Source organism: Collinsella sp. AF33-16 (assembly GCF_003475325.1).
In the GTDB taxonomy this organism is placed as follows: domain Bacteria; phylum Actinomycetota; class Coriobacteriia; order Coriobacteriales; family Coriobacteriaceae; genus Collinsella.
On record NZ_QRQC01000001.1, the window covers coordinates 231977 to 252120 of the forward strand.

Annotated in this window: 18 protein-coding genes and 3 tRNA genes; 10 read left to right on the forward strand and 11 right to left on the reverse strand. The window is 59.2% G+C overall.

Going from position 1 to position 20144, the window contains the following annotated elements:
* Positions 1-118 precede the first annotated feature (118 nt).
* Positions 119-1300, reverse strand: a complete 1182-nt coding sequence (locus tag DWZ52_RS00915; RefSeq protein ID WP_118384669.1) for a pyridoxal phosphate-dependent aminotransferase — start codon at positions 1298-1300, stop codon at positions 119-121.
* A gap of 164 nt (positions 1301-1464) precedes the next feature.
* Between DWZ52_RS00915 and DWZ52_RS00920 the strand changes: the two genes are divergently transcribed.
* The 3 genes from DWZ52_RS00920 to DWZ52_RS00930 all read left to right on the forward strand — a co-directional run bounded on the left by DWZ52_RS00920 (position 1465) and on the right by DWZ52_RS00930 (position 1758).
* Positions 1465-1541, forward strand: a tRNA-His gene (locus tag DWZ52_RS00920).
* A gap of 22 nt (positions 1542-1563) precedes the next feature.
* Positions 1564-1639, forward strand: a tRNA-Lys gene (locus DWZ52_RS00925).
* Positions 1640-1682: 43 nt separating this feature from the next.
* Positions 1683-1758, forward strand: a tRNA-Lys gene (locus DWZ52_RS00930).
* A 107-nt stretch (positions 1759-1865) separates the two neighbouring features.
* On the opposite strand, the gene DWZ52_RS00935 is transcribed toward DWZ52_RS00930, so the two are convergent.
* From DWZ52_RS00935 to DWZ52_RS00950, 4 genes are all read right to left on the reverse strand, one after another.
* Complete coding sequence (locus tag DWZ52_RS00935) at positions 1866-2228, reverse strand: BRO family protein (RefSeq protein ID WP_118384670.1); 363 nt, start codon at positions 2226-2228, stop codon at positions 1866-1868.
* 161 nt (positions 2229-2389) lie between these two features.
* On the reverse strand, positions 2390-3916 hold the full coding sequence (locus tag DWZ52_RS00940) for an FAD-dependent oxidoreductase (RefSeq protein WP_118384671.1): 1527 nt from the start codon (positions 3914-3916) through the stop codon (positions 2390-2392).
* A 256-nt stretch (positions 3917-4172) separates the two neighbouring features.
* On the reverse strand, positions 4173-5177 hold the full coding sequence (locus tag DWZ52_RS00945) for a GGGtGRT protein (RefSeq protein WP_055252290.1): 1005 nt from the start codon (positions 5175-5177) through the stop codon (positions 4173-4175).
* A gap of 18 nt (positions 5178-5195) precedes the next feature.
* Positions 5196-5930: an iron-sulfur cluster assembly scaffold protein gene (locus DWZ52_RS00950; RefSeq protein WP_006235554.1), complete on the reverse strand. Its 735-nt coding sequence runs from the start codon at positions 5928-5930 to the stop codon at positions 5196-5198.
* A gap of 403 nt (positions 5931-6333) precedes the next feature.
* Here DWZ52_RS00950 and DWZ52_RS00955 point away from each other — a divergent pair, with 403 nt between their 5' ends.
* Positions 6334-7134, forward strand: coding sequence for a transposase (locus DWZ52_RS00955; protein ID WP_117583739.1), 801 nt, complete (start codon positions 6334-6336; stop codon positions 7132-7134).
* A 65-nt stretch (positions 7135-7199) separates the two neighbouring features.
* On the opposite strand, the gene sufU is transcribed toward DWZ52_RS00955, so the two are convergent.
* The 5 genes from sufU to sufC are packed head-to-tail and all read right to left on the reverse strand — an operon-like array spanning position 7200 to position 12445.
* Positions 7200-7634, reverse strand: a complete 435-nt coding sequence (sufU, locus tag DWZ52_RS00960) for a Fe-S cluster assembly sulfur transfer protein SufU (protein WP_117563904.1) — start codon at positions 7632-7634, stop codon at positions 7200-7202.
* Positions 7627-8952, reverse strand: a complete 1326-nt coding sequence (locus DWZ52_RS00965; RefSeq protein WP_199579049.1) for an aminotransferase class V-fold PLP-dependent enzyme — start codon at positions 8950-8952, stop codon at positions 7627-7629. Before DWZ52_RS00965 ends, sufU begins: the two co-directional genes overlap by 8 nt.
* The gene (locus DWZ52_RS00970; RefSeq protein WP_118384672.1) at positions 8949-10220 is read right to left on the reverse strand and encodes a SufD family Fe-S cluster assembly protein; all 1272 of its coding nucleotides are present in this window, start codon (positions 10218-10220) and stop codon (positions 8949-8951) included. The genes DWZ52_RS00965 and DWZ52_RS00970 overlap by 4 nt, the downstream gene beginning before the upstream one ends.
* Positions 10220-11632, reverse strand: coding sequence for a Fe-S cluster assembly protein SufB (gene sufB / locus DWZ52_RS00975; protein WP_118384673.1), 1413 nt, complete (start codon positions 11630-11632; stop codon positions 10220-10222). The genes DWZ52_RS00970 and sufB overlap by 1 nt, the downstream gene beginning before the upstream one ends.
* A 12-nt stretch (positions 11633-11644) precedes the next feature.
* Positions 11645-12445 carry a Fe-S cluster assembly ATPase SufC gene (gene sufC / locus DWZ52_RS00980; protein ID WP_118384674.1) on the reverse strand — a complete coding sequence of 267 codons (801 nt, stop codon included), beginning with the start codon at positions 12443-12445 and terminating at the stop codon, positions 11645-11647.
* Between the two features lie 224 nt (positions 12446-12669).
* On the opposite strand from sufC, the gene DWZ52_RS00985 reads away from it, so the two are divergent.
* From DWZ52_RS00985 to DWZ52_RS01005, 5 genes are all read left to right on the forward strand, one after another.
* Positions 12670-13101: an Rrf2 family transcriptional regulator gene (locus DWZ52_RS00985; RefSeq protein WP_089572008.1), complete on the forward strand. Its 432-nt coding sequence runs from the start codon at positions 12670-12672 to the stop codon at positions 13099-13101.
* 8 nt (positions 13102-13109) lie between these two features.
* Positions 13110-13397, forward strand: a complete 288-nt coding sequence (locus DWZ52_RS00990; RefSeq protein ID WP_089572006.1) for a nucleotidyltransferase family protein — start codon at positions 13110-13112, stop codon at positions 13395-13397.
* A complete protein-coding gene (locus DWZ52_RS00995) occupies positions 13384-13803 on the forward strand; it encodes an HI0074 family nucleotidyltransferase substrate-binding subunit (RefSeq protein ID WP_089572004.1) in 420 nt (139 codons plus the stop codon). The genes DWZ52_RS00990 and DWZ52_RS00995 overlap by 14 nt, the downstream gene beginning before the upstream one ends.
* A 127-nt stretch (positions 13804-13930) precedes the next feature.
* Positions 13931-15739: a hypothetical protein gene (locus DWZ52_RS09910; protein WP_158572384.1), complete on the forward strand. Its 1809-nt coding sequence runs from the start codon at positions 13931-13933 to the stop codon at positions 15737-15739.
* 216 nt (positions 15740-15955) lie between these two features.
* A complete protein-coding gene (locus tag DWZ52_RS01005) occupies positions 15956-17743 on the forward strand; it encodes an AAA family ATPase (RefSeq protein ID WP_255413708.1) in 1788 nt (595 codons plus the stop codon).
* 20 nt (positions 17744-17763) lie between these two features.
* On the opposite strand, the gene DWZ52_RS01010 is transcribed toward DWZ52_RS01005, so the two are convergent.
* Entirely contained in the window at positions 17764-18783 is a 1020-nt protein-coding gene (locus DWZ52_RS01010) for a glycosyltransferase (RefSeq protein WP_118384676.1), read from the reverse strand.
* Positions 18784-19039: 256 nt separating this feature from the next.
* Between DWZ52_RS01010 and DWZ52_RS01015 the strand changes: the two genes are divergently transcribed.
* On the forward strand, positions 19040-20143 hold the full coding sequence (locus DWZ52_RS01015; protein ID WP_118384677.1) for a glycosyltransferase: 1104 nt from the start codon (positions 19040-19042) through the stop codon (positions 20141-20143).
* Position 20144: the final 1 nt, after the last annotated feature.

Consider the following 20144-nt stretch of genomic DNA (forward strand, 5'->3'; position numbering starts at 1 on the left):
AGTTGCTCCGTGACTAAAGTATAGCGCTCTAAAAAATAAATGAGGTCGCTATAAAAAGAAACCTCATGGCCCAACGGGTTCACGAGGTTTCTTTAGTGCCTTTAGTTACTGACCGTCCTTACCCGCGCGGGTTGATTTTATCACGTAGCGACTTGAGGTTCTCAAGCGCAGCGTTGAGCGTCTCGTCTCGCTTGGCAAAGTGGAAACGAATCAGATGGTTGACGGGCTCGCGGAAGAAGCTCGATCCGGGAACAGCGCCCACGCCCACCTTGGAGGCCAGGTCCTCGCAGAAGTCGAGGTCGCTGTCATAGCCAAACTCCGAGATATCCATCATCACGTAGTAGGCGCCCTGCGGCACGTTGTGCTCAAGACCGATGCTATCGAGCCCCTGACAGAATAGGTCGCGCTTGGCGGTGTAGAGGTCGAGGACCTCCTGGTAATAGCTGTCGTCGAATTTGAGGGCGGTGACGACAGCTTCCTGCAGGGGAGCGGCAGCACCCACGGTGAGGAAGTCGTGGACCTTTTTAATGCGCTCGGTGATCTGGGCCGGGGCGATGGTGTAGCCCAGACGCCAGCCGGTGATGGAGTACGTCTTAGACAGCGAACTGCAGCTGATGGTTCGATCGAACATGCCGGGCAGCGTGGCCATATAGACGTGCTCGTGGGGCGCGTAGACGATGTGCTCGTATACCTCGTCGGTAATGCAGTAGGCGTCGTACTTTTTGCAGAGGTCGGCGATTAAGGTGAGCTCCTCGCGCGTAAAGACCTTGCCGCAGGGGTTGGAAGGGTTGCACAGGACGATGGCCTTGGGATCGTTGTCGCGGAAGGCCGCCTCGAGTGTCTCGCGGTCAAAGTCGAACGCAGGTGGGTTAAGCGGCACGTAGATGGGCTCGGCACCCGAGAGGATCGTGTCGGCGCCGTAGTTCTCGTAGAATGGCGAGAAGATGACGACCTTGTCGCCGGGGTTTGTGACCGTCATCATGGCGGCCATCATGGCCTCGGTGGAGCCGCAGGTGACCACGATGTTCTCGTTGGGGTTGATCGGCATGCCCATAAAGTGCTCCTGCTTGGCGGCAAGCGCCTCGCGCATGGCCTGGGAGCCCCAGGTGATGGAGTACTGGTGGTAAAGCGGCTTGGGGTCGGTGGCAATGGTGCTGAGGCTATCGAGCAGCTGCGCCGGGGGATCGAAATCGGGGAAGCCCTGCGACAGGTTGACGGCACCATACTTGTTGGAGATGCGCGTCATGCGGCGGATGACCGAATCGGTAAACGCCGCCGTGCGGTTGGAGAGTTCTTTCATGCCTATCCTTTCGAGCATTGGGTGGAGCAAGTTTACTCCTATGGAACCGGTGGGATTTGCTCGAAACGGGCTCGAAAAACTCTTTTCAAAATTCTTGAAAATTGGGGCTTGCATCGCGTGGCGTTCCTTGCAATAATAGTCGAGCGCGAAGCGCACAGGACACGGTGGGTGTAGCTCAGTTGGCTAGAGCGACGGGTTGTGGTCCCGTAGGTCGAGGGTTCGAGTCCCTTTACCCACCCCAGTTCTTGCTTCGTGTTGATATCGGGTCGTTAGCTCAGTTGGTAGAGCAGGGGACTCTTAATCCCAAGGTCCAGGGTTCGACCCCCTGACGGCCCACCACACGATATCTCCTCTAAAGTCCGCCACCACGGACTTTAGCTTTGGGTCGTTAGCTCAGTTGGTAGAGCAGGGGACTCTTAATCCCAAGGTCCAGGGTTCGACCCCCTGACGGCCCACCAAAGATTGTTAAGACGGTCAACTTCGGTTGGCCGTTTTTTGTTAACAGTACATGGGGTCGAACCCGAAAGGGCACGGCCGCTTTCACAGATCGAGTCTACCCTGGGGATCAGTAAAACCGGCGCGTCTGCACGGCAAAGTATGCCTGGGCGAGCGCGATCTCTGGCTTGTTTGAATCTCCGTTTTGGGCGATTAAATAGCATGCATAGCGCGTAAGCTTGTAGTCTTTAAACGCGCGAGCGGCGACACCGGCAGTTATCATTTTCGTGGTGTCACGAAAATGGGAATCAACTGGAGTTTTATTTGTTTCGCACGAGACTTTTGCCCTCTTAACAACTTCGGCGAAGTTCTCCCATCGAGTGTATCCCATGGGTTCCATTAAATCGCGTGCGAGCCAATACTCAACGCCCTCTTCCACATTGGCGCAGCTATCAAGTTCGACACGCCACTTCTCGATATCTCTACTGTCCATATCTCCTCCTCGCTGATCTATTGTCTATGCGCGCTTTGCCCGCTCTGTACTCAGAATAAGGATACGCTGCCGTGCGGACACGAATGGGCCCCGTGCCACTTCGAGGTCACGGGGCCCATAGATATCGATTAGTTGTGCTCTGCTCTAGATAGGTGTCCAGTTTAATTCGATCGATAGTGCGAACCCAGGCTTTCGGTCCGCTTGCGCATGGCTTTGACCATCTCCGTTGCCAGCTGATTCTGCGATTGCAGGCGGGCGAGGGCTGCGATCTCGCTGTCATTGGCATGCGGCTTGCTCAGCGCCGTTGCCTCGTCTTTCAGGCTTTCAAGCTGTTGCAGGGCCTTGGATAGACCTGCTTCGGTCCTGTTGATCATGCAATAGGTGCTCATCGTGTGCTTAAGGCTGTGTGTCAGGCGTTCGGCATCTGTTGTGGCAATGCCATACTGAGGGAGGGCGATATCCATCGGAGCGGCCGCCTCGGGAGCGTCCAGCGCTGCTCGAGCTGCCGATGCGCCCGCGATGCGCCCGAATACGATGCCATTGGCACTCGACAAGCCGCCGATGCGGTCGGCGCCGTGCATGCCGCCTGTTGCCTCACCGCAGGCGTAGAGGCCCTCAACGCCCGTGTACGCGGTCTTGTCGATTTTGATACCGCCGTTGGCGGCGTGGGCATACATCGCCACGCGCATCTCGTCGGCCGGCGCGATGCCGTGCTCGTCTTGTAGCCAGGTGGCAAAGGTCTGCACAAACTCGGGGACGTCCTCGCGGGGGAAGTCGTAGTGGAGTGCCAGGCCTTCGGCTCCCGCTTGGTCGATGGCTAGGTCGATAGCGCGAGAATCCAGACGCGAAGTGAAGGGACCATATCCGGAGCGTTGCTCGAGCAGATTGTCGAGCTTATCGTCGGCGATATCGACCGGCTGGTCGAACTTGACGTAGCGCCAGGTCTTCTCGTTAAAAACAAGGTTTCGCTTGGGCTCTATAAAGCCGGGCATCATCTGCATGAACTCTATATTAGTAAGGGACGCACCGTGCGCCAGCGCGATAGCCTGTGATGAGCTGAGCACGTCGGCGGAAGTGAGGCTGCGCTCGAACAGGCCGCCTGTGCCACCGGTTGCGATGATCGTGGCCTTGGCAGCAAAGGGCACGATTCGATTTTCGGTGAGGTCGTAGAGCACGGTTCCGGTTATTCTACCGTTCGTGTCCTCAACAAGGTCGATAAGCTCATAGCGGGGGAGCAGGCGAATGCCGAGTGACTCGATTCGGGTCGTCAGAGCGTCCTCAAGGGGTTTGCGGGTGAGGCCGCGCCACATGCGCGTCTTGTGGTCAAAGCAGGGGATAAACTGCTTTTGCTGGGCGCTCTCGGCATTTTGTGGGCGTTGAAGTTCAACACCCAGATCCCGTTCGAGCCATGTAATTGCCTGGGGAATGCCGCGGACAAACGTCTGGACAAGCTCGGGGTCGGCGACGCCGCCACCAACGGTCTGGATGGTGTCGATGAGGTCTTGTTCGTCGTCTTCGTTAACGGGTCCGATAAGCCCCAGGCCCCAGGTTCCGGGGAAGAAGCTCGATCCACTCATAGTCTTGCCGGCGCTTGCCACAGTGACGGTTGCACCCGTGCGTGCCGCTTCGATGGCGGCGCAAAGTCCCGCAATGCCAGATCCAATTACCAGTACATCAGTCGATTCCATCGGATTCCTTTCTCGTCCGGCGCATTGTCGCACGGGTGATCGGCAATGGGGCCGCAAAGACTCGGCAAATCGGTAAAGGGCACATATGGCAGGTGGGCGTCATGGGCGTTCTGATGCTCCATTTCATCACATCTCGTATATCGCCCCAACTGATATATTGGCGTTAGCCACCCTGCAGCAGCGCAAACAAAAAGAGCCGCTACCTCGAAAGGTAGCGGCTCCAAAGCTCAACTATATGAGCATCGCGCGGGCGCGATTAGGCCTTGAGGGCCTCCTCGACGGCGACAGCGCAGGCGACGGTGGCACCGACCATGGGGTTGTTGCCCATGCCGATGAGACCCATCATGTCGACGTGCGCAGGCACGGAGGAAGAACCGGCGAACTGGGCGTCGGAGTGCATGCGACCCATGGTGTCGGTCATGCCGTAAGAGGCAGGGCCGGCGCCCATGTTGTCCGGGTGCAGGGTACGGCCAGTGCCGCCACCAGAAGCGACGGAGAAGTACTTCTTGCCAGCCTCGAGGCGCTCCTTCTTGTAGGTGCCAGCGACGGGGTGCTGGAAGCGCGTGGGGTTGGTGGAGTTACCGGTGATCGAGATGTCGACGTTCTCGTGCCACATGATGGCAACGCCCTCGCGGACGTCGTCGGAGCCGTAGCAGTTAACGGCAGCGCGGGGACCATCGGAGTAGGGGATGGTCTCGACGACCTTGAGCTCGCCCGTGTAGTAGTCGAACTGGGTCTTCACGTAGGTGAAGCCGTTGATGCGGGCGATGATCTGAGCAGCGTCCTTGCCCAGACCGTTGAGGATTACGCGCAGCGGCTTCTTGCGAGCCTTGTTGGCGTTCAGAGCCAGGCCGATAGCACCCTCAGCGGCAGCGAAGGACTCGTGGCCAGCCAGGAAGGCGAAGCACTCGGTGTCGTCGGAGAGCAGCATAGCGCCCAGGTTGCCGTGGCCCAGACCGACCTTGCGGTCCTCGGCGACGGAGCCGGGAACGGTGAAGGCCTGGATGCCCTCGCCGATGATGGCGGCAGCCTCAGAAGCGGTCTTGGCGCCACGCTTGACAGCGAGAGCGCAACCGAGGGTGTAGGCCCACTCGGCGTTCTGGAAGGCGATGGACTGGGTGTTGTTGACGATCTCACGCGGGTTGAAGCCCTTGTCGGTGCAGATCTGCAGAGCTTCCTCGAGGGAGGCGATGCCGTTGTCGGCGAGGCACTTGTTGATCTTGTCAGCGCGGCGCTCGTAACCTTCGAACGTAACAGTCATAGTTATTTCCCTCCCTTTCTACTCGTGAACCGGGAACACGCTGGCGACGGAGTGAGTCTCCTCGTCGGTGCGCGGGTCGATGTACTTGGCAGCGTTCTCCCACTGACCATAGTGGCCCATAGCGCCAGCGATGGCCTCCTCGGGGGTCTTGCCGGCCTTGACGGCGTCGGTGAACTTGCCGAGGTTCAGGAACTCGAATGCGATGATCTCGTTCTTGTCGTTGAGAGCCATGCGGGTGACGTAGCCCTGAGCGAGCTCGAGGTAACGAGCGCCCTTGGCCTTGGTGCCGAACATGGTGCCGACCTGAGAGCGAAGGCCCTTGCCGAGGTCGTCGAGGGAGGCGCCCACGGGCAGGCCGCCCTCGGAGAACGCGGTCTGGCTGCGGCCGTAAACGATCTGCAGGAAGATCTCGCGCATAGCAACGTTGATGGCGTCGCAGACGAGGTCGGTGTTGAGGGCCTCGAGGATGGTCTTACCGGGAAGGATCTCGGAAGCCATGGCGGCAGAGTGGGTCATGCCCGAGCAACCGATGGTCTCAACGAGGGCCTCCTCGATGATGCCGTCCTTGACGTTCAGCGTGAGCTTGCAGGCGCCCTGCTGAGGTGCGCACCAACCCACACCGTGCGTAAGACCGGAGATGTCGGAAATCTCCTTAGCCTGGACCCACTTGCCCTCCTCGGGGATGGGTGCGGGGCCGTGGTATGCACCCTTGGCAACGGGGCACATGTTCTCCACTTCCTGTGAGTACTGCATGCCTCTCCTCTCTATCGTGTTGGCGTCCCGTCTGGGGGTCGTGGCTGGCGATTGCCGGGCGACCCTTCGAAAGGGACATGACATGCAGCCCCTATAATACCGCGAAATGCACGGAATATTCGGCGAACGGCTCAGTTTTCGTAGCGAGAAGTCCGGAAGTTTTAATTGAAACGGTTTAACTATATGTTCTGTGGTCGCGAATTTCCGTAGAGGGGGTTCGTCTTGGGCAAGCTTTTGGTCAGCTCTTGTATGCGTTGCGGGGTCTGACCTGTTGCAACGGTGCCGTTCGCCGCCCGTTTACTGCCTTTGGCCGCGCGAGTGTATTGTTTTGCGTGAATGTTTTGATGGCACGCTTCAATCGTGCTGTATTGGATGGCAATCAGATCCCGGCGAAGGGAGCGCCATGCAGCGCGTTTGGAGAACGGTTACCGGCTTTTACCATGTCTGTGCCCGCGGTGTGGGCAAGCAGCTCATCTTTGAGGGCGATGAAGACCGGTGGGAGTTTTTGGAGCTGATGCGCGAGTGCTGCCGCGAGGCGGGCGTGACGGTTATCGCCTGGTGCCTTATGGGCAATCACGTGCATCTGGTGCTTGCAGATTACGAGGACGCGATGAGCGCGGCGATGCACCGGCTGCTTTTGACGTACGCGCGGCGGTTCAATAAGCGCACGGGGCGCACGGGTCATCTGTTCCAGAACCGTTTTGACCGGCGCTCGCTCGATACCGACCGTTATCTAATGGCTGCCATTCGCTATGTTCACGCTAATCCGCAGGAGGCGGGTATCGCCCTGATCGAGCGTTATCCCTGGAGCAGCTTTGCCGAGTATCTGAGAGCGTATGACAACGATACGACGAGGGGATTTTCGGACCCTTCTTGTGTGCTTGAGCTCTTTGAGTCTGCCAAGGGGTTTCTGGATTATTCTCTGTCGATGCCCGATGGTTCCGATCCGGTGATTCACGATATGGATGAGACAGAGTGGGAGCGGCGTGCGTTTGCCGACAAGATGGCGAAGCGCCTGGGCGTGCCGCTCAACGAACTCAAGACCGTAGCGCCCTCGCGGCGAGATGGAATCATTTTCGCCCTGCACGATGTCGGCTACACGGTGCGCGAGATCGAACGATATACGGGAATCAGCAAGAGTACCGTCTCTCGTATCGTGCGCGCTTATGTTCGGGTGAATGCTCAGGCTGAGGGCTCGGAATAGAAAATGGCCGAACCACTCTTGTCAAGCGATTCGGCCAACAAAATTCTTAAGATTTGGGACAAATACTACTGATTATTTTGTCCCGTGAGCATGCCGTCGAGGGTGCGCCAGGCGAGCTCGGCGCATTTGACGCGGGCGGGCATGTGCGAGATGTCCTGGAGCTGGGCGGCTTCGTCCAGGTCTTCCAGGTCCTCCTCGGAGAGCTTCTCGCCGCGGATCATGGCGAGGAAGAGCTCTGCCAGGTGGCGAGCTTCCTCGACGGTCTCGCCGGTGATGAGGTCGGCCATGATGTCGGCACTGGCCTGGCTGATGGCGCAGCCGTGACCGGTAAAGGAGGCCTCCTCGATCACGTTGTTCTCGACACGCAGCTGCAAGGTGAGCTCGTCTCCGCAGCTAGGGTTGATGCCGTCGTGCTCGTGCGTGGGAGCATCCATCTCGTACTTATAGTCGGGGTGCGAGTTGTGCTCCATAAATGTGGTGGAGGTGTACAGATTACCCATTGAACGTGCTCCAAACGTGATGCAGGCCGGCGATGAACTTGTCGATGTCGGCCTTGTCGTTGTAGAAGGCTACGCTGGCGCGGCAGCAGGCAAGGTTCTCGACGCCCAGCCAGGTGAGCAGCGGCTGCGCGCAGTGGTGACCGGCGCGGATGCAGACGCCGTCCATGTCCATGATGCTCGCGACATCGTGCGGGTGGATGCCCTTGACATTAAAGCTCACGACGCCGTGGTGGTTATCCCAATAGATTGAGCCGATGATCTGGACAAAGTCGAGCTGCATGAGCTCGCCCATCAGGTAGTGGACGAGTGCCTGCTCGCGTGCCTGGATGTTCTCGTAACCCACCGTGTTGACCAGGTAATCGAGTGCGGCGCCCGTGGCGAAGATGCCGGCGGCGTCCTGCGTGCCGGCCTCGAATTTCTCGGGGACGGGCGCCCAGACAGCGTCCTGCTCGGTGACCGAATCGATCATCTCGCCGCCGGTAAGCATGGGCGGCATGGCGTTGAGCAGGTCCATCTTGCCCCACAGCACGCCGATGCCCATGGGGCCCATGGCCTTGTGCGCGCTAAAGGCAAAGAAGTCGGCGCCCAGGTCGGCCACATCGACCGGCATGTGCGGCAGCGACTGCGCGCCGTCGACGACCAGATAGCCGCCGTACTTGTGCACGAGCTTGCCGAGATTCTTGACCGGGTTCTCGACGCCTAGCACGTTAGAGACCTGTCCCACGGCCAGGATCTTGGTCTTGGGACCCACCTTGGCAAGAACCTCCTCGGTGGTGAGCTGGCCGGTTTTGGTGGGGTAGAGGTAGACGAGCTTGGCGCCGGTCTCGCGGCAGACCTGCTGCCACGGAATCAGGTTGGAGTGGTGCTCCATGATAGTGATGACGACCTCGTCGCCCGGTTCGAGCACTGTGGGCGCAAAGCTCTTAGCGACCAGGTTGAGCGACTCGCTCGTGTTGCGGGTGAAGACGACCTCGTTGGCCTGTGAGGCGCCGATGAGGTCAGCGATCTGCTGGCGGACCTTCGCGATGGCGTCGGTGGCCTCGACGGACAGCGAGTACAGGCCGCGCAGGGGGTTGGCGTTCATGCGCTGGTAGAAGTCGCGTTCGGCGTCGAGCACACGGGCAGGGCGCTGCGCGGTGGCGGCGCTATCGAGGAAAGCGATCTCGGGGTGCTGCTGGAACAGCGGGAACTGGCCCTTGTAGGGGTTGGTCTCGATGTCCACGGTGGGCCAGCCGCGCGAAGCCTCGTCGCTGGCGTCGAGCATCATGGGCTCGGGGGCGGTGCAGGTATCGCATTTAACGTGCTCGGTGTCGATCATGCGAGCTCCTCCTCAAAGTTGTCGATCAGGTTGTTGCCCAGGCGGACGACGGCGGCGCGGGTGCGCTCATCGGTGGCGGAAAGCGCGGCGTCCTCCAGCTTGGCGCGGATGAACAGGTCCTCGGCGGCGTTTTGGTCAAGGCCGCGGCAGGCGAGGTAGAACAGCTGCTCGTCGCGGACGTGGCCGATGGTGGCGCCGTGGTTGCCGGCGACGTCGTCCTCGTCGCACAGGATGACGGGGACAGTCTTGTTGTCGACGCCCTTGTTGGCCAGCAACACGGTTTCGCGTTCGGTGCCGGTTGCGCCCTTGCAGCCGTGCACGAGGTCGATGGTGCCGCGGTAGACCTTCTTGGACGTGCCGGTCAGCACGCCGTTGGCGTCGATCTCGCACTCGGTCTTGCGGCCGCGATGGCGCAGCTCGTAGTTAAAGTCGCGCACCTGTTCGCGGGCACCCAGGTAATCGGTGTCGATCGTCACCTTGGCGGTGTCGCCCAGCAGGTCGCCGGCAAGGCCGGTGGCGCTGGCACCGGCACCCAGGACGGTGTGCTGCACGTTGACGCGTGCGCCCTCGTCCAGGAACAGGCCGGTGTCGTCGAGTGCGATCCAGCTGTCGTCGAGCGTCTGCGTGCAGGTCACGTTGACGGTGGCGTACTCGTGGGCGCACACGCGCAGCGCAGAACCCACGACGCCCTCGCCGGCAACGGGGGAGTCCAGGGCGATCTGCAGGTCGAGCGTCGACTGGGGACGGGCGACGACGTCGATGGCGGCGATGGCGGCCGCAGCGTCGACGCCACTCACGCGCACGGTAACCGTGGCGTGCTGGTATGCGGGCACATCGATGACGATGCGCTTGGTGGTGTGGTCGGCCAGGTAGGTGTAGGCGGCTTCGCCCATGCCGGTCTCGAAGGCCTCGGCAGGGGAGAGCTCTTCCTCGAGCTTGATGGCGCCGGCCTGGTAGACAGAGGTGGCGGGCACGTCGAGCTCGGTCTCGGGCGTGATGCGGGCGCGGTCGGCGGCGTCGCCGGGGGCAGCGGCACGGCGCTCGGGGAAGCGCTCGGCCATGGCTTCCATGGCGGCGTCGAAGGCGTCGGCCGAGCCGGCAAACTGCTCGTCCAGGCCTTCGACCTCAACGGCCTCGGCGGGAGCGGTGGCAAGCTCGTCGGAAAGCTCGAGCTTGGTCTGGTTCATCTTGAGCCAGCCCCAAGTGGCAGCAGGCATCGCATTAACTTGCTCGAGCGTGGTAGCAGCGGTGTTGGTTTCCTGTTTCATTATCCGATCGCTCCTTCCATCTCGAGCTTGATCAGGTTGTTCATCTCGACGGCGTACTCCAGCGGCAGCTCTTTGGAGACCGGGTTGGCAAAGCCGTTGACGATCATGGTGCGGGCCTCTTCCTCCGAGATACCGCGGCTCATCAGGTAGAACACCTTGTCGTCGCCGATGCGGCCGATGGTGGCCTCGTGGCCGATATCGACGTTCTTGGCGCGGATGTCCATGGCGGGGATGGTATCGGAGCGGCTCTGGTCGTCGAGCATCAGTGACTGGCAGCTCACGGTTGCCTTGGAACCCTCGGCCTTGGGCGTGGCCACGATAGAGCTGCGGAAGGTCTGGATGCCGCCGCTCTTGGAGATGCCCTTGGTTTCGACGGTCGCCGAGGTCTCGGGGGCGTTAAGCACGACCTTGCAGCCGGTGTCGAGGTTCTGCCCGGCGCCGGCAAAGGTGATGCCGGTAAAGCTCGAGCGGGCGCGGCGGCCGTTGAGCACGCTCATAGGGTAGAGGTAGCCCACGTGGCTGCCGAAGGAGCCGCTGATCCACTCGATGTCGCCGTCCTCGTCCACGCGCGCACGCTTGGTGTTGAGGTTGTACATGTTCTTGGACCAGTTCTCGATGGTCGAGTAGCGCAGGTGCGCACGCTTGCCCACAAAGAGCTCCACGGCGCCGGCGTGGAGGTTGGCCACGTTGTACTTGGGCGCGGAGCAGCCCTCGATAAAGTGCAGGTCGGCATCGTCCTCGACGATGATGAGCGTGTGCTCAAACTGGCCGGCGCCCTTGGCGTTGAGGCGGAAGTAGCTCTGCAGCGGAAAATCGAGCTTGGTGCCGCGGGGCACGTAGACAAACGAGCCGCCCGACCACACGGCACCGTGCAGGGCCGCAAACTTGTGGTCGGTGGGCGGGATGAGCGTCATGAACTTCTCGTGGATGAGCGGCTCCCACTGCGGATCGTGCAGGGCCTCCTCGATGCCGGAGTAGACGATGCCCATCTTGGACGCCGTGTCCTGCATGTTGTGGTAGACCAGCTCGGAGTCGTACTGCGCGCCGACGCCCGCCAGATAGCTGCGCTCGGCCTCGGGGATGCCCAAGCGCTCAAAGGTGTTCTTGATGTCGTCGGGCACCGACTCCCAGTCGTGCTTTTGGTCGGTGTTGGGCTTGACGTAGGTGACGATGTTGTCCATGTCCAGGCCCTCGATGGAGGGGCCCCACGTCGGGTCGGGAAAACGGTTGAAGATCTCGAGGGACTTGAGGCGCAGGTCGAGCATCCACTGCGGCTCGTCCTTCTTGGCGCTGATCTCGCGCACGATGTCGGGCGTAATGCCGGCGTCGAGGCGCTCGAATCCCTCCTCGCCATAGGTGAAGTCGTAGAGGCTGCGGTCGATGTCCGCGACCTCGGTGCGGTTCTTGGTCATTGCGTCGCCCCTTTACGCCTGCTGCCCGGTAGCGGCGGCCTCGGCCTGGGCGCGCTGCTCGGCGGCCTCGCGCTCGAAGGTCTCAAAACCGTTCTTGTCGATCCAGGGGATGAGCGAGGCGTCGTCCTCGCGCACGATATGACCCTTGACCATAACGTGGACGCGGTCGACATCCAAGTGCTCCAGGATGCGCGTGTTGTGCGTGATGATGAGCATGGAGCCGTCGCAGCTCTTGCGGTAGGCGTCCATGCCGTGGCTGACGGTGGAAAGCGCGTCGACGTCCAGGCCCGAGTCGGTCTCGTCGAGGATGGCGAGCTTGGGCTGCAGCAACAGGAGCTGGAGCATCTCGACCTTCTTCTTCTCGCCGCCCGAGAAGCCCACGCCCAGCTCGCGGTTGAGGTAGGCGGTATCCATGTTGAGCTCGGCCGCGAGCTCCTTGACGCGACGACGGAATTCCTTGCCCTTCATCTCCAGGCCGGGGCGGCCGGCGATACTGGCGCGCAAAAAGCTCGACAGTGGCACGCCGGGGATCTCGACCGGGGCCTGGAAGCTCAGGAACAGGCCGGCGCGCGAGCGCTTGTCGGTGGTGAGCCCGGTGATGTCCTGGCCGTCAAAGACGATGCGGCCGTCGTTGACCGTGTAAACGGGGTCGCCCATGACCAGGTGGCCGAGGGTGGACTTGCCGGCGCCGTTGGGGCCCATCAGCACGTGGGTCTCGCCGGCGGCGACGTTGAGGTTGACGTTGTGGAGGATGGTCTTCTCGTCCACGGAGGCGGTCAGACCTTCGATGGAAAGCAGCGGATTTGCGCTCATGCTGTCCCTCTCTGTATATGGTGTACTCATAGGTGTGCTAAACCCTAGGAATCTTCTCGGAATAAAGTTACTATGGGTTCGGCGTTAGTCAAGGGAAAACCCGACTAATCCACTCGACTTTTCAAATTCTGGGACAAAATAACCTGTTGTGTTTGTCCCACTTACTTAAGATTTGGGACAAACAAACTTGGTTATGTTGTCCCAGATGCAATGGGAGGGTAGGTATGCTCATTTCTTCCAAGGGCCGCTATGCCCTCCGGCTGATGATCTATATCGCGGCGCTGGGCGACGCCGAGGGCAAGATTGCCCTGCGCGAGGTCGCCGACCGCGAACATATCTCGCAAAAGTATTTGGAGCAGCTGGTTCGTCCGCTTATGAAGGCGGGCCTGCTTAAGAGCGTGCGCGGCAAGGGCGGCGGCTACATGATGGCCAAGGATCCCTCCGAGGTGCGTGCTGGCGACATCCTGCGCGCCGTCGAGGGCAGCACGGCTCCGGTGGCGTGCGATGGCATCGACAACAGCTGCGCCCGCAGCGATCTTTGCTCGACCGTCAAATTCTGGCGCGGTCTGGACGACGTGATCGAAAAGTACGTCGACGGCGTGACGTTGGCCGACCTTGCTGCCGTCCCCGAGATCAACTTCGACATTAAGCTGTAGGGCTGCAAATGACATCTCTCGACAAGGTGTATAAGCAAATTGAAGTTTTTGCTCGGGAATGTGACGCCGAGAAGGTTGTGCTGTTTGGTTCCCGCGCTCGAGGTGACAACTTGCCTAAGAGCGATATTGACATCGCCGTAGCAGGTTGCCGGGATTTCGGCCGGTTGTCATATTTGATCGAGGAGCGTCTTGATACTCTTTTAGATGTAGATGTCGTCAATCTCGACGAGTCCTTATCGCGTCAATTGCTCGATGAAATTGCCAGGGATGGTGTGATTCTGTATGAAAAAATATGAGAACTTTGTCAGCGCCTTGGCGAATCTTGAGGATGCGCCCAATCAGGATCTCAACAATGATTTTGTTCAGAGTGGTTTGATTAATAAGTTCAATCTTCAATTTGAACTGAGCTGGAAGCTCCTTAAGCGTCTGCTCGAGTATGAGGGCGCCACGCTTGCCGCGTCGGGGTCTCCTCGTGCCATCTTGAAGGAGTCCTACCGATTCTACGACTTTATTGATGAGGCGGCCTGGCTAGATATGCTCAAAGACCGCAATACGAACGTCCATATCTATGACAACAAGCTCGCTCAAGATTTGATTCAGCGCATCTTGAACGTATATATTCCCGCTTTTTGTCAGTTGAGGGACGGGCTGATGGAGCGATACGGCGAGCTTCTGATGGCGCCCGACGACCAGTTTGTTTAATTCCTTAAGATTTCGCGGAGGGTTGTTGCCGTTTACCGAGGGGTTGTTGTGCAACAACGGGCGAGCTGCAATACTTATTTTATCTTTGCAAACTGCACTTTAACTACACCAATGCAGGGAGGATCTTATGCAGCCCAAGCATTCTGCGATTGTCGCGGGCCTGACGCTGGCGCTTTCGTTTGGCGCCGTTTCCGCGCCGGCACCCGCCGCTGCCGAGGAGCCCACGCCGGGCGTTGCCTCGGATGCGACCGATATCGATAAGGGTCTCTATACCCAGCAGTCCTTTTCGGGCGTGCTGAGGTCGGTCCAGGGCGTTTCGTTTGTTAACGTGACTCCCGAGATGAAGTACTTCACCAAATATGAGAGTCACGGCAACTATAACCAGGGCTTTTCGTACGGTGACGGTTATAACGCGCTGGGTTATTACCAGTTCGACCGTCGTTGGTCGCTCATTCCGTTTATGAAGCAGGCCTACAACTACAACCCCGAAAAATACAGCATGCTCAAGGATGCGATTGATCGCGGCAGCGAGATTTCCAACATGAGCAATGCCATGTACGAGAACGGCCAGCTCACCGAGTTGGGCCGTATTGCGCAGGAGGCCTTCCAGGGCGCTTATAACATCGATTCTGTTGAGTTCTCAGCTCTTCAAGATGCCTATGCGTACAACTCGTACTATGCGGTGACCGAGGCGTGGCTCAAGAGTGGCCTGGGCATTGATATTTCGGGCCGTGCCGATTGCGTTAAGGGCATGGTGTGGAGCATCACCAACATGTGCGGCACCGGTGGCTGCAGGGACTTCTTCCGTTGGGCGAATCTCTCCAACGATATGTCCGACCGCGAGTTTGTGACGGCGCTTTCCAACAGTGTGGTCAATAACGTGGCGACCAAGTATTCGAGCCAGCCCCAGTATCATGAGGGCTGGAAGAACCGCTACCGCAATGAGCTGAAGGACTGCTTGGTTTATATCGCCGAGGACGAGGCCGCTGCGACGCCCGTGCAGCCCGAACCTACGCCGGCGCCCTCGCCGACGCCTGATTCGAATGACGACTCGAGCGACGATGCCAACGATGACAGGATGGATGCGCCCTCGACCGGTGCTGACGGTGATGGCTCTGCTGGTGGCACTACCAACAACGGCTCTACCTCGAACGGTTCCGATTCAAACGGCTCTGCTGCGGGCGATTCGTCTTCAAGCTCTTCCGGCAATACGGACAGCGACGCTTCTGGTTCGACCGGCGCTGGCACCTCTAACTCATCCACCGGCTCGAGCGATTCGTCCGTTGGCACCGGCTCTAACAACGGCTCCGGCTCTGACGCAACCCCTGGTTCCGATGCTTCCAAGGATGACTCGAATAAGGCGCCGGACGTTCCCGTTGCTTCGCCGGACAAGAAGCCTTCTTTCTCCGAGCAGCTTGGTTCTACGCTGGGCTCTTCGCTGATGGCTGGCGTCAATAACGGCTCGACCCAGAACAAGGGCAACTCTGATCAGGTTTCCACGGAAAAGATCGAAGCCGCAAAGGGCGACTCCAAGGACAAGGCTTCCGAGAAGACCGAATCCGATAAGGGTTCTAGCTCTGAGGAGAAGAGCGACAAGTCCGAACAGAAGAAGGACGAGGATAAGAAGTCTGAATCTGAGGAGAAGGACAAGAGCAAGGCCGAGGGCGAAAAGAAACAGTCCGAAGACGACGACAAGAGCGGTGCTGACAACCAGGTCCAAGAGCAAAATGACTCCAAAACGGTGACCACCACGACCACGACGACTACAACTACCAAGTCCTCGGGCGGCAACATGCCCAAGACGGGCGATCTGATTGTGATGGCGAGCCTTGCCAGTGTAAGCTTGGCCACACTGGGCGCTACGTCTATCGTAAGTGGTAAGCATAAGCTCGATCAGCAGAAGAAGGCTTCTGGGGAGGACGGCTTGGAGGAGTAATCTTCCAGATCGTTTTCTATAAGAGTTTGGGACGGGGTCCGGTGCGGCGGCATCGGCCCCCCCCCTTTTTTGTTGTGCAACGATTTGTTATGCCCCCTCGGGGGTCTGTTGCTACCGCTGCCCGAAACGTTTGCATGTCGATATTGTTGCGCTCTACCCGCTCGCTACAATGGGCATCGTGCTGCGTTAGAAGGAGAGTTTACGGTGTCTGAACAGGTGAATTGTGGTTTTACTCATGCGTTTGGTGCACGGTTGCTCAATCATGCGGATAGCGCAGCTCTACCGGTTGATGCACGCGACTTTTCCGATGCAATCAATCGGTGTTTACTCGTCGATAAGACTATGTTTATTGCCGATATATTGGACAGTGAAGCACCTGTTGCGCTTTGCTGTCGGCCCAAGGGTTTTGGCAAGAGCATGAATTTATCGATGCTCAAGTGCTATTTGGAACGACCTGATCGCCGGCTGCCGGATCGAAGCCTGTTCGCTGGTACCCAGATTTGGCAGGCGGGCGGCGGTCGCTATCGTGATGAGTACGCGAGTTATCCGGTCATCATGCTCGACTTTACAGCTGCCGCTTCGAGGCATGGCGCTGGTGCTGCGGCAGCAATTCGCGGGGCTGTCGTGCGCGAGTGCGCCCGATTACTGCCGCTGCTTGCCGCGCCTGATCTGTCAAGACGTGAGGTTCGTCTTATCGAGAGGGCGGCGCGTGGGGTGGCCAGCGATAAGGAGATCGATGCGGCGCTTGGCGTGCTTATTAAACTGCTCCAGGCAGCTTTCGATGAGCAGGTTGTTCTTCTGATAGACGACTACGACGCGGTATGTCCAAAGCGTTTGGACGCTAAGGACGACGGTAGCGTGGATTCCCTAGAGTCGCTCAGCCGAATGTTGTTCGACACCATTGCCGATGCCGGCGACTCGTTGCGATTGACGTGTCTGATGTGCGAACGCCCCGGTCATGCCGAGTTTGCGTTGTCCCAACGTGGGGTTTCCTATCGGTCGGCGACAGCGTTGTCGAGTTGGTGTGATCGATGGTTCGGTTTTTCGGACGACGAAGTCCAAGTGCTGTTGGATTGCATCGGTCGCAACGGCTGTCTGGATGACGCGTGTGAGTGGCTCGAGGGCTATCTGCTTGGTGGTTTTTATTGCTCGAGCCCGGAGCGCGTGGTGGACTACGCACATCGCGGTTGCGTCGCGCCCGTTCGGGCAGATCTGTATGGTTACGCCGACCGTCTGAGCGCATGCGTCGGCGACTGGAATCTCATGCGCCTGTCCGCATTGTTCGATTTACTTGAGGCGCATGGGTTTATTGAGGTGCCAGTGCATGTGCATGCCGAGGAGGCCGATGCCGCCAAGCCCGAAGATATCTGGACAGCGCTGTATCTGTCTGGATTTCTTACGACGGACATGACGGGGCATTCGGAAAACGGCGCGTGCCTTCGTTCCCTGCGTCTGCCTAACAACGAAGTGCGTCAGGCGCTCCGTCTTGTAATTCTGGAATGGTTTGAGTGCGCCGTTGAGGACGTTGGAGTTATCGACTCGTTCCATGACGGGCTGTGTCGAGGAGACGAGGACGCTGTAAAGCAAGCTTTGAGCTGTGCTATCGGCGATCTGGGCATCGATGTGGGCCAATCAGATATGCCGACAGCCTATCATCTGGTGCTTCAGGGGCTCTGCTTTGGACTGCCTGGCTATTGCAATCCCAGCTCCAAGCGAAGTGGCGTCTCGGATCGCTGGGATATCCAGGTGATTCCCACCGGTCGGGTGTTTGACGTGGCTGACACGTTCGGCATGCTCGATGAGCGACCGCTCATTACGATCAACATGATGTACGACCCTGGCGTCGATGCCCTGGGCCTGGAACTGTTGGCGGTTCAGGCGCTGCTCGAAATCGAGCGCGACGGCATCGATGATATCCGCGTGCCGCGCCCCGCCGTCGGGCGCATGCGTTGGGGCTTTGGTTTTGACGGTCAGCGTGTGTCCGTGGTGTGTCAACGACTGTAGCGGCGGGCGAAAGCCCTTTACTACTCGGCGTCCTTCAGGGGCGGCATGGGCTTCCAGTTGGGGTCCTTAACGATCTTGCGGGCGTCCTTCATGCCACGGCGCAGCGCCGGAATACCGGTCTTAAAGCATTTGTCGACTGCTGCCAGACGAATGAACTCCTTGCAGAAGGTCGCGGCATTGCCCAGACGGAACAGCACGGGGTGGTAGTCGCCGTAGATCTGCATGTAGCGTGCCAGATAACCGCGGTTGCGCATGATGTAGTAGCGGTTGGTGTCGCTCGTGGAGTTGAGCTGTCGTTTGCCGGCGATGTCCCAGTTGGAGACGGCGCGGGCGCGCTTGAGCACCACGTCGGCGACCACGGCGGCGGGGAAGTGCTGGCTGGCCACGTAGCCGTAGCAGGCATCGTCGCCGTAGATAAAGAAGCGTGCGTCGGGCAGGCCAATCTTGTCAACCACGCGGCGCGAGAACATGCCGCCCTCAAAGCACAGTTGGTTCATGGTGCGGTAGCCCTCGGGACCCAGATCCCACTTGGCGATGGGGTTAGGGATGCCGAGCGAAAGGATGAGCTGGTACTGCCAAAAGAAGGCGCCGCCGTCAAAGTCCAGGCGCGAACCCTGGATAACATCGTAGCGGTCGGTCCACTTGGCCAAGCGCTCGATGCCTTCGGGGATGACGAGCACGTCGTCGTCCATGACCCAGAACCACTGGGCCCCTAGATCGTAGGCGCATTTGGTTCCAGCGGAGAAGCCGCCCGCACCGCCGCCGTTTTCGAGCTGCGGGGCGTAGATGACACGGTCGGTGCCGCCCTGCGCGTCGGGCTGCTCGGTGTCGATGCCCCACAGGTTGGCCAGGCGCTCGTTGAATGCAGTGCACATGGCCTCGGTCTCGCGCGAATTCTCGTTATCGACAATCACGATGCGCCAGGGCGTTGCCGTGAGATCGGTCATGGAGTCGAACAAGTTGGCCAGGAGTTCCTGGCGCTTGTACGTAACGACGACGATGGCGAGCTTATCGATGGGGGCGAGGAGGGTTGAAGGCATGGGGCAATATATCCTTTCACGCGCGGCGCGCATGCGCTGCACGGAAGCTATCGAATACGTCCTTGGGACTGTCCTATTGTAAAGGCTCGGCGCACCTTGACGGCAAGCTTTGAATAAAACGCAGGAACCTGTCATGGGCCCGCCGCATGATTTGGGGCTACTTTGCCCGCGAGAGGCTCCATAGATTATATAAACGCCCGCTGGCGCGCTAACCCTTTGATACCATGAAACGACAGGTATTTCCTAAGGAGCACATTTGTCTACTAACGCCTCTGGCAGCCCTGTTCTGTCGCTGCTTATTCCCATTTACAATGTTCAGCGCTACCTGCGCGAGTGCCTCGATTCCGCCCTGGCGCAGACGCTCAAGGATATTGAGATCATCTGCATTAACGACGGGTCGACCGACAACTCGCCGGCGATTATCCGCGAGTATATGGAGCGCGATGAGCGCGTCAAGATGATCGACAAGGCCAACAGCGGCTACGGCGACTCGATGAACCACGGTCTGGAGATGGCGCGTGGCAAGTATGTTGGCATCTTGGAGTCCGATGACTTTATGGCGCCTGACGCACTCGAAAAGCTTGTCTCGGCCGCCGATAGCAATAATGCCGACTTTGCTAAGGCGAACTTTGATTTCTACTGGTCTAAGCCCGAGGAACGCCGTTCGCTGCACGAGATGTTTAAGGCCAAGGACTGCGGCAATCCGGTGCACCCGAGCGATACGACACAGTTCTTTAAGCAAAAGCCGTCGATTTGGTCGGCCGTGTACCGTCGCGATTTTCTTGAGCGCAACGGCATTACGTTCCTACCGACTCCGGGAGCATCCTTTCAGGACACGTCATTCGCCTTTAAGGTGATCGCGTGCGCCGATAAGGCTGTTTATCTGCACGATGCCGTGTTGTCGTATCGCCAGGACAACGAGAATTCCTCGGTCAATGCTTCGGCTAAGGTCTTTTGCGTCAATTCCGAGTATGCCGAGATTGAGCGTTGGATTCGAGAGGATTATGCCCGCGACCACGCAAGCGGCGATGTCGCGCGCATGCTCAAGTTCAATCAACTCATTAAGTACGATTCGTATATGTGGAACTACGTGCGCTTGGCGCCTAAGTTCTATAAGGAGTTCCTGGTTCAGATGGCCAAGGAGTTCCAAGCGGCCTTGGACGCGGGGGAGTTTTCGCTTGACGACCTCAAGCCGTGGAAGCGCGCAAATCTCGCTGCCATCCTCAAAGATCCTGAGGGCTGGGTTGACGAGCATCCGAGTTTTGCGACGGATGGTGCCTTGGGGCGTGCTAAGTATTACGCCTCGGTTGGAGGCCCAGGCGTGGTCGCCGCCTTCCTCATCGAATCGCTAAGGGGGTAGG

Coding starts and splice junctions, on each gene's coding strand:
- DWZ52_RS00915 (WP_118384669.1), bottom strand. CDS start 1,300: ATGAAAGAACTCTCCAACCGCACGGCGGCGTTTACCGATTCGGTCATC.
- DWZ52_RS00935 (WP_118384670.1), bottom strand. CDS start 2,228: ATGGACAGTAGAGATATCGAGAAGTGGCGTGTCGAACTTGATAGCTGC.
- DWZ52_RS00940 (WP_118384671.1), bottom strand. CDS start 3,916: ATGGAATCGACTGATGTACTGGTAATTGGATCTGGCATTGCGGGACTT.
- DWZ52_RS00945 (WP_055252290.1), bottom strand. CDS start 5,177: ATGACTGTTACGTTCGAAGGTTACGAGCGCCGCGCTGACAAGATCAAC.
- DWZ52_RS00950 (WP_006235554.1), bottom strand. CDS start 5,930: ATGCAGTACTCACAGGAAGTGGAGAACATGTGCCCCGTTGCCAAGGGT.
- DWZ52_RS00955 (WP_117583739.1), top strand. CDS start 6,334: ATGCAGCGCGTTTGGAGAACGGTTACCGGCTTTTACCATGTCTGTGCC.
- sufU (WP_117563904.1), bottom strand. CDS start 7,634: ATGGGTAATCTGTACACCTCCACCACATTTATGGAGCACAACTCGCAC.
- DWZ52_RS00965 (WP_199579049.1), bottom strand. CDS start 8,952: ATGATCGACACCGAGCACGTTAAATGCGATACCTGCACCGCCCCCGAG.
- DWZ52_RS00970 (WP_118384672.1), bottom strand. CDS start 10,220: ATGAAACAGGAAACCAACACCGCTGCTACCACGCTCGAGCAAGTTAAT.
- sufB (WP_118384673.1), bottom strand. CDS start 11,632: ATGACCAAGAACCGCACCGAGGTCGCGGACATCGACCGCAGCCTCTAC.
- sufC (WP_118384674.1), bottom strand. CDS start 12,445: ATGAGCGCAAATCCGCTGCTTTCCATCGAAGGTCTGACCGCCTCCGTG.
- DWZ52_RS00985 (WP_089572008.1), top strand. CDS start 12,670: ATGCTCATTTCTTCCAAGGGCCGCTATGCCCTCCGGCTGATGATCTAT.
- DWZ52_RS00990 (WP_089572006.1), top strand. CDS start 13,110: ATGACATCTCTCGACAAGGTGTATAAGCAAATTGAAGTTTTTGCTCGG.
- DWZ52_RS00995 (WP_089572004.1), top strand. CDS start 13,384: ATGAAAAAATATGAGAACTTTGTCAGCGCCTTGGCGAATCTTGAGGAT.
- DWZ52_RS09910 (WP_158572384.1), top strand. CDS start 13,931: ATGCAGCCCAAGCATTCTGCGATTGTCGCGGGCCTGACGCTGGCGCTT.
- DWZ52_RS01010 (WP_118384676.1), bottom strand. CDS start 18,783: ATGCCTTCAACCCTCCTCGCCCCCATCGATAAGCTCGCCATCGTCGTC.